This window comes from Thermodesulfobacterium thermophilum DSM 1276 (assembly GCF_000421605.1).
GTDB lineage: Bacteria > Desulfobacterota > Thermodesulfobacteria > Thermodesulfobacteriales > Thermodesulfobacteriaceae > Thermodesulfobacterium > Thermodesulfobacterium thermophilum.
Window position 1 is genome coordinate 60,962 of the sequence record NZ_ATXI01000007.1, and the last position, 11,700, is coordinate 72,661.

An 11,700-nucleotide genomic window follows, 5' to 3' on the forward strand; every position below is an offset into this window, starting at 1 on the left:
TTACCAGCTAAGCCCCACCACACTTCTTCCGGCTGCTTTGGTAAGTTCAGAAATACCACCATCAAGGACTATAGCTTTATACCCAAGCATGTTAAGAGGCAAACTGGCAGCAATCGCTCTGGCTCCGGTGTGGCAAACTACCACGATTAATTTATCCTTAGGAAGTTTTTTAAGGTTTTCTTCTTTAAAAAGTTCATGCATCGGTATGTCTATCGTGTTAGGAAGGGAAATGCTAACAAATTTTTTTTCTTGAGGAGTTCTTATGTCCAAAACCACAAAAGGTTCTTTTTTTTCAATCATCTCAAACAGATTTTTTACACTTATCATACAGGGTTTCTTAGCTATTACCTCTGGGGTAAGCTTAGAGAAAAAACTATCAAACTTTTTAGCAAGTTCTACATCATAACCCCAACCATGCTCTAAGTATCCAAGAAAAACCAACAAACCTATCGCAAATTTTTGCAAAATCCCTTTCATAGGCTCCTCTATTTTATTGTTTTTTTAAAATTTATAAAACACAAATTATTCTAATTCAAGAGGGTATGGGTTCAAAAACACCTGGTTTTTGAGGTAATGGTCTTCAAACCTAAACGTCCAGGCTCTAAGAATTTCAAGAAGGGTGTTTTTGGAAGTTTTCCCTTTTTTGTAGCGTTCTATCAACCATAGAAAGTGTTTCCTTTCTCCAGGTGTTAGTTTAGAAGAGAAATGGCCAAACACGTGAAGTAATACATTTATTTCCTTTCCTTTTGTAGGAGGTTGAGATAAGACTTTTTTAAAAAGAGTTTTGTATTTCTGTAAGGTTTGATTAAAAGGAAGTTTATTTCCACTGGCTACCAGTTGACCTAATTCTTTAAGTCCTTCTGGTGAATAGCTCATCAAAAGATATTTATATCTTTGATGAAAGGCTATAAGGTCTTTGAAAGATTCTGCTTTGGTTAAAAAGTTTCTTAGGTTTGCCAGGCTAAAAATCTTTGTGAGAAAGTTTTCTCTGATAAAAGGATCATGAAGCCTTCCGTCGTCTTCGACAGGAATGTCAGGAAAGATTTTCTCAGCCTCTATCGCAAAAATACCCTTTCCTCTACCGATAGGAAAGGTGCCTTCTTTATCTTTATACCAGCGGGTTCCAGAAACTCCGCAGGAAGGAGATCGACTTTTTAACAAAAAGCCATCTATATCTTTAAGGTTCTCAAGAAATTTTTTAGAAAAGTTTAACATTTCTTCTGTCAAATCTCTTTTTTGAGCTGGTTGAAAGACCCCAGGTTTTCCCTCTTTTTTGTAGACAATAATTCTATCTCGTGGCACAGGAAGACCTATGTCTACTTCTGGGCAAACCTTTACAAATTCACAAAACTTGGAGAGTTTTTGGATTAAAGGGAATACAATGGGATTTCCGTCATATCTCGTGTTTTCTCCTAAAAGGCAGGCGCTTATAACTAGTCTTGGTTTGGGATAATTGGTCCACATTTTTAAAGGGCTCATCTCTTAGTTATATGGGAGATATTATAAAACTTATTTACCTAAATGAAAAGTTTTGATAAAAATTGGGATATCTGAGGTTTACGAAGTTAAAAGTTTATTTTTAAGGAAACGTTGGCAAAACCAAAAATTAAGATAAAATTTTTCTTAAAAAATCTTACTAAGGAGGTTTACCTTGAATCCCAGAATAGTGTTTTTCGATACCACTCTTAGAGATGGAGAACAATCTCCTGGGGTATCACTGGACTTAAAACAAAAGATAGAGATAGCCAAGGTTTTGGAAGATTTAGGTATAGACGTAATAGAGGCAGGGTTTCCCATAACATCTCCTGGAGATTTTGAGGCAGTAAAAAACGTGGCTAAGGAGATGAAAAGATGTACTGTTGCGGCCTTAGCCAGGGCTAATCAAAAAGACATAGAGGTAGCTTGGGAGGCTATCAAACATGCTGTGTCTCCGCGAATTCATACCTTTATAGCTACTTCTGACATCCATCTTAAGTATAAACTGAAAAAAGACAGGGCTCAGGTGTTAGAAATCGCCAGAGAAGCTGTAAAGTATGCCTGCTCTTTGTGCCCTAACGTTGAATTTTCTGCCGAGGATGCAACCAGAAGTGATTGGGAATATTTGGCTCAAGTGGTGATAGAGGTGGTAAAAGCAGGAGCCACTACCATCAACATTCCTGATACCGTGGGTTATACAGTGCCTCAGGAGTACTATAACCTGTTTAAATTTTTGGTAGAAAAATTGATAGCTGCTGGATACGAAGAAGATTTGAAATCTGGACGTTTAAGACTTTCTGTTCATTGCCATAACGACCTTGGGCTTGCGGTTTCTAATTCCCTTTCTGCCATCTTAGCCGGTGCAACTCAAATAGAAGGCACGATAAACGGTATCGGAGAAAGGGCAGGAAATGCCGCCTTAGAAGAAGTTATAATGGCTCTTAAGGTTAGAAAAGATTTCTTTGAAAAGTCCTTAGGATATCCTTTAGAGGTAAACATTGCGACTGAGAAAATAGTGCCTACCAGCCAGCTTATTTCTAAGTATACCGGAATGTTGGTACAGCCCAATAAAGCCATCGTTGGAGCCAATGCCTTTGCTCATGAATCTGGTATTCATCAACATGGTGTTATCTGTGAGCGTACTACCTATGAGATTATCAAGCCAGAAGAGGTAGGTTGGACTGGGTCTGCTATCGTTCTCGGTAAACACTCAGGAAGACATGCCCTGTCTTTCAAACTAAAAAGCAGAGGCTGGCAGTTTGATGATACCGTTTTAACTAAAGTTTTTGAAAAGTTTAGAGAAGAAATAAAGGATGTTTTAAGAAAGATAGACGAAGAACATTTAGAAGGAATTCTTCTTGATCTCTTTTGTGACAAAGAGTATCGTTATGAGTTGGTTTCCTCTCAGGTGATAAGTGTGTTGAGTGGCTCACTTAAGCCGGTTGCTCAAGTAGAGATAAGAGATAATCTTTCAGGAAATAAAGTAGCTGTAGGTTTAGGGATAGGGCCTATAGATGCAGCCTATAAAGCAGTAGCTCAAGCCTTAGGGTATAGCTTTAATGGAGAAGAGAAGGATAAAAAACATCTCAAACTCGTAGATTTTAACATCAGTGCCCTTACAGGTGGAACCTCTTCTGAGGGAGTCTGTAGTGTGATCATAGAAGACGAAACAGGGTTAAGAACCGCAGGGCTTGGTAAAGACGGAGACATCGTTATAGCAAGTATTAAGGCTTTCTTAAAGGCTTTAAACCGGTTAGAGGTTTTAAAAACAAAAGAAAAAGAACTGAAAAGCCAGGTATTAACCTTAGCAAATTAAGTTTTTAGCCCTTAGCCTCAAAACTTAGCTTTGAGGCTAAGGGTTTGGTTTTCCAAGATATTTTCTTTCTAATAAATACAACCTTTCAGAAGCTTTGTTAGCCCATTCAGAATTCGGTTCAAGTAAAACAATCGAATTCCATAACTCTTTAGCAAGTTTAAAGTCGCCTTCTCTAAAGGCTATTTCTCCTAAATAAAAGCGTGCTTCACTGGAATATTTGTCTATTTCTAAGGCCTTTTTAAAGTAAAACTTGGCTGAGGTAAGGTCGTTTTCGTTAAGATATACATAACCAATATAGATTACAGCCTTGGGATATCTTGGGTTTTCTCTAAATGCTTCGATCAAAATGCTTTTAGCTTTTTCCTTTTGGTCTAAGAGAAAATAAGCCCATCCTAAATTGGTTTTAGCCATGTAAGCATTGGTATAGTAAGGATTCTGAATCGCCTTTTCCAGATATTCTATGGCTTTATGATAATTTTGTTGTAAAATCATCAAAGAACCAAGATTGTTATAGGCCTCTGAATAATCAGGTTTAATGCTGATAGCATCTTTAAAGGCCTGTCTGGCCTTTTCGTAGTCTTTTTTCCCTATGTAGGCTAAGCCTAAAAGATTATAAACCTCTGGGTCACATTTTTCTCTTTCGTTTTGCAAGGCTTTTTTAAGATCTTCTATCGTTCCTGGAGTGGTGGCATTTTCTAAAAGTTGTAAAATTCTTCTTATGTCACAGATATCACACTGGCTTGATTTTTCCGCTAATTCAAGTTCCTTTAAAGCCTCGGTATAACGTTTTTCTTGGATAAAGGTCTGAGCGATTTCTTTATGAGAAGAGATTTTTTGCTCAAAATATTGAGAACTTGCTCTACATCCTCCTAAAACCAAAGTAAAAACAACACCTAACCCTAACCAGACTAAATGTTTTTTCATAGACTTAACCCTCTAAAAATTTTAAAAATACCTTTCTTGTCCTTGGTCCATCATATTCTGCAAAAAAAATCCTTTGCCAGGTACCTAAAATGGGCTTTCCTTTTTCTACGATAAGAGTTAAAGAAGGTCCTGTTATCGAAGATTTCACATGTCCTGGTGAATTTCCTTCCAGATGTTTGTAAGGAAGGGTTTCTGGTGCTATCCTTTCGAAAGCCATGATCAGGTCTTCTTTAACAGCTGGGTCAGCCCCTTCGTTAATGATAATACCTGCTGTGGTGTGAGGGACATAAAGCACACAAATCCCATCCTTAGGAGGGAGCCTTTTTAAGACTTCTTCAGTTATGTCAATCAATTCAACCTTTTTGTGAGTTTTAACCGTGATAACTTCCATGTTATTTTCTATATACCTAAAATTTAAAAAAGTCAATGCCTAAAAAATCAAAAAAAAGGGTTAAACCCTCAACAAACCTCCGTTAACATGAAACACACATCCTGTGATATAACTTGCTTTTTCGCTGGCTAAAAAAGAAACAAGATAGGCTACTTCTTCCGGGGTTCCTGGTCTTTTTAAAGGGATTTCTTGCAAAAAAGCTTCTCTAACCTTTTCAGGTAACTGTTTCGTCATGTCAGTTTCTATATAGCCTGGAGCAACAGCATTAACCGTTATGTTTCGCGAAGCAACCTCTAAAGCTAAAGCTTTAGTAAAACCTATGATCCCAGCCTTAGCTGCTGCATAGTTGGTTTGCCCAGCATTTCCGCTAAAGGCTACTACCGAAGAGATGTTAATTATTCTTCCCCATTTAGCTTTGGTCATCATCGGAAGTACTGCCTTAGTCACATAAAAAACCGAATATAGGTTGGTTTTAATAACCAAATCCCAGTCCTCTTCTTTCATCCTTAAAAACAAAGCATCTCTGGTGATCCCTGCGTTGTTTACTAAGATTTGAATAGGTCCGACAGCTTCTTCTAATTCTTTTATGGCCTTTTGAACTTCCTCAGGGTTGGCTACGTCAAACTTAGAAAGATAGGCCTTGGTCCCAAGCTTTTCTATTTCGATAGCCAACTCTTTAGCCTTTTCTTCGGATCCTTTATAATTGATAACTACCTCCGCTCCATCCTTTGCAAGTTGATAGGCTATCGCCCTACCTATCCCTCTTGAGGCTCCTGTTACTAAAGCTACCTTTCCCTTAAGCTCCATGTTTAGTTCCCTCCTTTTGTAACAATTTAGTGGTTATATAGTTAGCTACAATAAAACCTAAGGTAGCCTCCTCTTCCATCGCTTGCTGGATGTAGGTTAGGTTAGCATGACCTAAGTGCTTGGCCAGTTTATCGCAGAAAAAGTTTCTACAAAAAACAGGGGTAAGGATAAGGCTACATCCCTTTTCTCCTAAGAAGAGACAGTCCTCCTGTCGAGAAGTATTAAAAACAACGGTTAAACCATAGATTTCTGCAAGCAGAAGGTTTATCAAAAACTCAGCAGGACTTAGTTTCCATTCTAACCCGGCTTTACAACACTTTTCTCCTGATTTTGCACAAGCACTGCAAAAAGCAAACGACCCTTTTTCTATAAATGCCTGACGACTCTTTTCTATGGCTTTTTTTAATAATTCGAGTTTTTCCTGAATAAAAGGGTCTTTTAAAAATAAATCCTTTTTTTCGTAGTAAAAGGAAAGCCAGTGGTTAAAATAGGCTAAACTCTCCTTCATAACTTAAAGTCCAGAGGTTTTCCGCTTACTTCATTTAAAACCAACCCTGTAAGGATTTTAGGATAAAAAAACGTGCTTTTATGAGGCATTCTTTTCCCTTGCAATGCAACCTCTTTTAAGATTAAGGGAGAAAGCTCAGGGAAAATTACCCCAATTTCTTGATCTTTGATATGATTAAACACCTCTTTTACCTCAGAGATAAATTCAACCTGATTTTGTTCCTTTAGCATCTCTTCTTTAATCTTAAAGGCTTGTTCCATCAGGGATAAAAAGTTGTAAAGGGTTAGTTTAGAAAGCACTGGATCTTTCTGTTGAAAGCGCTCATAAACTTCTTGTTTTATCCTAAAAATCATAACCTTATTTTTAAAACACAGGCCAAATTCCCTTTCTTTTATTTTAAAAGAATCCTGAGAAAAGTTAACAGGCTCCATGGTGTAAACTTTTTCTGCCCAATTCTCTAAGGCTTGAATTAAATCTTCAGGGTTTGGTAAACGATAGATTCTATGAGTAGGAAGCATAAGTAGGTTTGGCTCTTCTAAAGGGCAAACATACATCGCTATGTAATGATAATCCCTTGTAGGGGTTGTGCCTAATTTATTTTCCATGTATTCTTTATATCTCAAGGCAGTGGTGTATCTGTGGTGTCCATCTGCGATATATATTTTTTGATCTTTAAGATAATCGGTCAAATCTCTTATTATGTCTAACCCAGTAACTTGATAAAGACGATGCGTTTGCTGGTCAAGGGTTACTTCATAAATTGGTTCTTTAGGACTATAAGAAAGGGTGATAAGGGTTGGGTCTTCGTATAACCCAAAAATCTGACTAAACTGAAACCCGGTATTCTTAAGCAATTCAAATCGATCATCTGTTACCTTTGGAAAAACCTTCTCATGGGGTAAAACTATCCCTTCCTTAAAGTGATGTAGCTTTACCAATAGAATCCAACCTTTTCGGGAAAGGGTTTTCTGTTCTCTCATAAAGGATAGTTCATAAAAATAGAGACAAGGTTTAGGTTCTTTTACAAGGATTTGCGACCTTATCCACTCTTCCAAAAGGTGTTTGGCTTTTTGGTAGGTTTCAGGAAGCTCCAGATGAAAGATGTTATAAGGACTTTTTTTCTGATAAAAAGCTTTTTCTTCCTTGCCAACCACATCGTAAGGAGGGGCAACTACTTCTTCGATGTTTACTTTTTCGGGATTATATCTCCAGCCATAAAATGGAAGACACTCAGGCATGACTTCGATCTCCTTACCAGAGGATTAAAAAAGTTTCTCTAAATCTACCAAAAATTTCAGGTTTTACAATAAGTTTGGTTTTTTTTATCCTCTGGAAAAAAAACAGAAAGAATTTAAACTTTGAAACATGCTAAAGAAAAAATGGGGACAACATCTTTTGGTTTCATCAGGTGTATTAGATCGACTGGTTGAAATAGCTGAGATAAAAGAAGAGGTGGTAGTAGAGATAGGTCCAGGGACAGGAAACCTTACCAAAAGACTACTTGCTACCCCCCTAAAGCGCCTTTATCTTCTAGAAATAGACCCAGAGATGGTAGAGAAACTTAAAGTTAGTCTAAACGACCCTCGGGTGGTTATTTTGCAGACCGACGCTACTACCTTTGATTTTAATACTTTAAATGAAAAGGAACTCAAACTCATAGGTAACCTCCCTTATAATGTTGCCAGCCTTATCATAGAAAACACGATATACCATAAACATCTTGTATATCAGGCTTTTTATATGGTTCAAAAAGAGGTAGCAGAAAGACTTATCCAGCAAAAATCTTGGCTTTCTGTTTTTGTAAACACCTTTTATCAGCTTGAATACCTAATGAGTATCCCCCCAAGGTTTTTTGTCCCCCCTCCTAAGGTGAATTCAGCCTATCTTAAGTTTACCCGGAAAAACTTTGATGAAATAAAAGATTTAAAAAGATATAAAAGTTTTTTAGTGAAACTTTTTAGCCAAAAAAGAAAGATGTTAAAACATAAAGTGCCACCTGAAATTTTAGAAAAAGCCTTTATTTTACCTCAAAAAAGGGTAGAAGAACTTAATCTTTTGGATTTTATAACTTTGTATCAGATTTGGGTTCAGTAGAAGGTTTATCAGAAGGAGTTTTATAAACTAAATTTTCTGAAGTCTGTTTAGAAGAAGGATTTTTAGGGGTTTCTCTTATTTTGTTAATAGCCTCTAAATGTTCTTTATAGGTTACAGAAAAGATGTGAGAACCGTTACCTGCAGCCACAAAATAAAGATAGGGTACTTTAGCCGGAAAAAGTACTGCTTTTATGCTTTCTTCTCCAGGATTCCCTATGGGAGTAGGAGGTAGCCCAGGATTTAGGTAGGTGTTATAGGGACTCTTTACCTGGTAATAATCTTTGTAAGTTAAACGTCTAAAAGATTTTAAGGCATAGTTGATGGTAGGGTCAGCTTGGAGAGGCATTTTTTTCTTTATTCTGTTTAAATAAACCGCAGCAATTACTGGTTTTTCAGAGTCTAAATAAGCCTCTTTTTCTACGATAGAAGCTAAAATAATTATTTCTTTTAATGATTTTTTCTGCTTTTTGGCTATTTCCTCGTATTTTTTCCAGTGTTTCCAGAAGTTATCTACCATGGTTTTTACTACTTGCCCTGGATGAGAGTTTCGGTAAAAATAATAAGTATCGGGAAAAAGATATCCTTCTAAGGTAGGACCAGGTAATCCATATTGTTTAGCTGTTTGAGGGCTTTCAGCCAACTTTAGAAAATCCTCTTTGCGGCAGATTTCATTCTTTTCGAGTAAATCAGCGATTTGCCAAAGAGTATACCCCTCTGGTATGGTTACCTTTTTGGCTAAAACTTTCCCTTCTACTAACATGGTAAGAATTTCTGACAGAGGCTGGTTAAGGTAAAAACCATATTCTCCTGGTTTTAGTTTATGGTAATAACCTTTCCTTAAGGCTTCCAGATAGAATACTAAGGAACTTTTGATAATACCTTGTTTTTTAAGTTTTTTAGCTATGGTCCAGACACTCTCTCCTTTTTTGATTTCTACTACCCTAAATTCTTTGGTAGGGCCTTTTACTACAGGTTCTAACCCTTCAAAATAGTAACCCAAAAAAAACAAGATCAAACTGCAAAAAAGTACCAACCCAAAGGTTAACATCCATTTCTTATTTTTACGTCTTGAGAACTTCATAATTGATGGTATCCTTTAAAAAGTTTTAAAAGGAGGAAAAGATGATAGACGAAAAAGCTTTAAAAATTTTAGAGAAAGAAGCCATAGAAAACCCTCATTCCCCTTTTGCACAACATAAATTAGCTATAGCTTACTTTAATTTAGGAAAATTACAAGAGGCTAAAGAGGCGTTTAAAAAGGTTTTAAAACTTGATCCCTACCATTTTGAGGCTATGGTTAACCTTGGCATCATATTAGCTCAAGAAGGGGAACTTGAGGAGGCTAAAAAGGCCTTTACCTTTACCCTTAACTTTTATCCCAAATCTGTAGAGGCCTGGGTAAACTTAGGGTTGATAGAGTTTCAGTTAGGTAACCTGGATGAGGCAGAAAGATGTTATAGGAAAGCCTTAGAGATAAATCCTGATTTTATCCCTGCTATGATAAACCTTTCTACCATTTTGATAGAAAAGGAGCTTTTTGCAGAGGCTATAAGTATGTTAGAAAAAGCAAAATCCCTTGCTCCTCAAATGGCTACTCTTTACAATAATTTAGCCGTAGCTTATTTCTACCAGGGAGATATAGATAAGGCTAAAGAAAATTTAGCACAAGCTAAAAGCTTAGGTTATCCAGTAAGTCTAGAGTTTGAGGAGCTTTTAAATGAAAAAGCCCGTTCCTAAACCTCCTACCTGTCCTTTTTGTGGTAGGTTTATCAAAAAACCAGAGCTTTTACCTATAGGTCTTTCTGACTTAGAGGCTGGTGTGTGCGAATGTGGGAGTGTCTATGTGTGTGATGTGACTGGACACAACCGAGGAAATGCCTTTATAGAGGCTCTTTTTCTTGCTACTGCAGGTGATTGGGATTTGATGTGGGAGTTGATTCCTGAAGAGGACTATAAAGAAGTTTGGGTCGAAGATTATGATTTAAAAACCCATACCATCCTTCCTATGCCAGCTACCTCAAGGGTAGTTTCTAAGGGAGCGCTTTGTTTTTTAAAAGTAGCAGATGACATCAGAGAATTAAAACACTTAAAACTAAGTCAAGCTTTGCGAAAAGAACCTGTTACAGAGATAGTTTCTAACAACCCTAAGAAGAAGCTTTCTAAAAAGGAATTAGAAGAGTTAATCGAAAAGGAAGATTTCAAAACCCTCAACATCTATATAGTTTCAGAACCTTTAAACCTCAACGTACTTCAGAAGTTTTTCTACCATCCAGACCCTGTTTTTCGTAGAAAAGCGGTGGTTGCGTTGGGTAAAGTATCTCCTGCCTTAGCTAAGACTTACCCAGAAAGACTTTTAGACTTTATAAAAAGGCTTCTTTATGCTGCTGCTGATTCTGCGTCTTCTGCCTGGGGAGCCCTTGAAGCAGTAGGAGAGATCATAAGAGAGACAGGAGACAGATATGCTATTTTTATAAAAAACCTGTTAGCTTTTTTAAAGTTTCCTGAATACCACGTCTATGTCCTTTATGCGCTTTACCGGATTTCTGAAAAAAATCCCGAAGTTTTAAAAAAACATAGCTATTTTTTACTTTTAGACCTGATAGAACACTCCTCTTCTGAAATAAAAGCTTTGATTTTAAAGACTTTTGTTAATCTTGGGGCTAAGGAGATATCTCCTTATTTAGATAAACTAAACCCTGAGGAAGAAACCGAAGTTTTTAATCACGAAACCTTTTCATACGAGAAGGTTAAATTAAAAGAGATCATACAACAAATACAAAGGGGTTAACATGGAAGATAAAAACTTTATCGAGAAAAGAAAAGAGCTTTATTTTAAACAACTAGGGGTTTCAGAGGAGTTGAAACCAGGATATGAACTCTGTATAGAAGCTCATAAGTGTTGGACTGAAGGAAAAGTCCTTGATACTATAGAACTTATGGAAAGGGCCTTAGAGTTTTTTCAACAACATCAGGCTTATAAAGAAATGGCTAACATCTTAGACTTTTTAGGAGATGTATACCATATGAGAGGAAATATAGAAAAGGCTTTAAGGTGTTATAAAGCCTGTTTAGATGTATGTGAAACCGCAGAAGATGAATTTAGTGTGGCGGTTATAGTAGAAAAGATCATACATGTTTATCGTACAAAAAATGAATACGATAAGATGCTTCCTTATCTTTACAGAAACTTAGAGATAGGAGAAAGATATAAAGATGCCCATCGAGCGGCTCGTGCCTTGGTGGGTATAGGGGATGTTTATAGATTCCAGAACAACTTTGAGGCAGCTAAAGAGGCTTATTCTTTAGCCTATAAAATATACAAAGGGATGGGAGCTGGAGAGCTTGCAGAAAAGGTAAAAGAAGGGTTAGAAATTTTAGAAAAGGAACAATCTAACTTAAATACCAAAGATTAATCTCCATAACCAGGTAGTTCTATATGGGTGCAACTTCCTGACGGACAGGAATGAGATTCTGTGATCCTTGGTTTGTCTGAAGATCCCACTGAACCACTAACGATAGAGTTTACCACACTCATCAGTCTTTTAACGTTTTTGCTTTTGCAGTTTTTACACTCAACTGACCCTAACTCCTCTTTGTTTTTCAAAAAAACTTCAAACTCAGTTTTACAGTCTTCACACTTGAACTCATAGATAGGCATTAACACCACCCTCCATTTAGACTTTT

Annotated in this window: 14 protein-coding genes; 5 read left to right on the forward strand and 9 right to left on the reverse strand. The window is 36.8% G+C overall.

Translation table 11 applies throughout. The features are described 5' to 3' along the window. Together H529_RS11195 and H529_RS0104415 are read right to left on the reverse strand one after the other, a co-directional pair. Positions 1-477, reverse strand: coding sequence for a rhodanese-like domain-containing protein (locus H529_RS11195; protein WP_022855335.1), 477 nt, complete (start codon positions 475-477; stop codon positions 1-3). 45 nt (positions 478-522) lie between these two features. Next, positions 523-1,464, reverse strand: a complete 942-nt coding sequence (locus H529_RS0104415; protein ID WP_022855336.1) for a YbgA family protein — start codon at positions 1,462-1,464, stop codon at positions 523-525. 187 nt (positions 1,465-1,651) lie between these two features. Here H529_RS0104415 and H529_RS0104420 point away from each other — a divergent pair, with 187 nt between their 5' ends. Next, positions 1,652-3,292 carry a 2-isopropylmalate synthase gene (locus tag H529_RS0104420; RefSeq protein ID WP_022855337.1) on the forward strand — a complete coding sequence of 547 codons (1,641 nt, stop codon included), beginning with the start codon at positions 1,652-1,654 and terminating at the stop codon, positions 3,290-3,292. A gap of 36 nt (positions 3,293-3,328) precedes the next feature. Here H529_RS0104420 and H529_RS0104425 read toward each other — a convergent pair whose 3' ends face one another. The 5 genes from H529_RS0104425 to H529_RS0104445 are packed head-to-tail and all read right to left on the reverse strand — an operon-like array spanning position 3,329 to position 7,160. Beyond that, complete coding sequence (locus H529_RS0104425; protein ID WP_022855338.1) at positions 3,329-4,216, reverse strand: tetratricopeptide repeat protein; 888 nt, start codon at positions 4,214-4,216, stop codon at positions 3,329-3,331. A 4-nt stretch (positions 4,217-4,220) separates the two neighbouring features. Then, positions 4,221-4,607, reverse strand: a complete 387-nt coding sequence (locus tag H529_RS0104430; protein ID WP_028843052.1) for a secondary thiamine-phosphate synthase enzyme YjbQ — start codon at positions 4,605-4,607, stop codon at positions 4,221-4,223. Positions 4,608-4,667: 60 nt separating this feature from the next. Beyond that, positions 4,668-5,414 carry a 3-oxoacyl-[acyl-carrier-protein] reductase gene (fabG, locus tag H529_RS0104435; protein WP_022855340.1) on the reverse strand — a complete coding sequence of 249 codons (747 nt, stop codon included), beginning with the start codon at positions 5,412-5,414 and terminating at the stop codon, positions 4,668-4,670. Continuing rightward, the gene (locus tag H529_RS0104440; RefSeq protein WP_022855341.1) at positions 5,404-5,922 is read right to left on the reverse strand and encodes a hypothetical protein; all 519 of its coding nucleotides are present in this window, start codon (positions 5,920-5,922) and stop codon (positions 5,404-5,406) included. Before H529_RS0104440 ends, fabG begins: the two co-directional genes overlap by 11 nt. Then, entirely contained in the window at positions 5,919-7,160 is a 1,242-nt protein-coding gene (locus tag H529_RS0104445; protein WP_022855342.1) for a DUF1015 family protein, read from the reverse strand. The genes H529_RS0104440 and H529_RS0104445 overlap by 4 nt, the downstream gene beginning before the upstream one ends. A gap of 127 nt (positions 7,161-7,287) precedes the next feature. On the opposite strand from H529_RS0104445, the gene rsmA reads away from it, so the two are divergent. Next, the gene (gene rsmA / locus H529_RS0104450; RefSeq protein WP_022855343.1) at positions 7,288-8,016 is read left to right on the forward strand and encodes a 16S rRNA (adenine(1518)-N(6)/adenine(1519)-N(6))-dimethyltransferase RsmA; all 729 of its coding nucleotides are present in this window, start codon (positions 7,288-7,290) and stop codon (positions 8,014-8,016) included. On the opposite strand, the gene mltG is transcribed toward rsmA, so the two are convergent. Then, on the reverse strand, positions 7,985-9,097 hold the full coding sequence (gene mltG / locus H529_RS10130) for an endolytic transglycosylase MltG (protein ID WP_081642255.1): 1,113 nt from the start codon (positions 9,095-9,097) through the stop codon (positions 7,985-7,987). The genes rsmA and mltG overlap by 32 nt on opposite strands. A 41-nt stretch (positions 9,098-9,138) precedes the next feature. Between mltG and H529_RS0104460 the strand changes: the two genes are divergently transcribed. Genes H529_RS0104460 through H529_RS0104470 form a run of 3 tightly spaced genes read left to right on the forward strand, consistent with a single transcriptional unit; the run spans position 9,139 to position 11,429 of the window. Next, the gene (locus tag H529_RS0104460) at positions 9,139-9,753 is read left to right on the forward strand and encodes a tetratricopeptide repeat protein (RefSeq protein ID WP_022855345.1); all 615 of its coding nucleotides are present in this window, start codon (positions 9,139-9,141) and stop codon (positions 9,751-9,753) included. Further along, on the forward strand, positions 9,734-10,804 hold the full coding sequence (locus H529_RS11200) for a DVU0298 family protein (RefSeq protein ID WP_022855346.1): 1,071 nt from the start codon (positions 9,734-9,736) through the stop codon (positions 10,802-10,804). The genes H529_RS0104460 and H529_RS11200 overlap by 20 nt, the downstream gene beginning before the upstream one ends. Before the next feature lies 1 nt (position 10,805). Then, positions 10,806-11,429: a tetratricopeptide repeat protein gene (locus H529_RS0104470; RefSeq protein ID WP_022855347.1), complete on the forward strand. Its 624-nt coding sequence runs from the start codon at positions 10,806-10,808 to the stop codon at positions 11,427-11,429. Here the strand turns inward: H529_RS0104470 and H529_RS0104475 are convergent. Further along, positions 11,426-11,674, reverse strand: a complete 249-nt coding sequence (locus tag H529_RS0104475; protein WP_022855348.1) for an FmdB family zinc ribbon protein — start codon at positions 11,672-11,674, stop codon at positions 11,426-11,428. The genes H529_RS0104470 and H529_RS0104475 overlap by 4 nt on opposite strands. Positions 11,675-11,700: the final 26 nt, after the last annotated feature.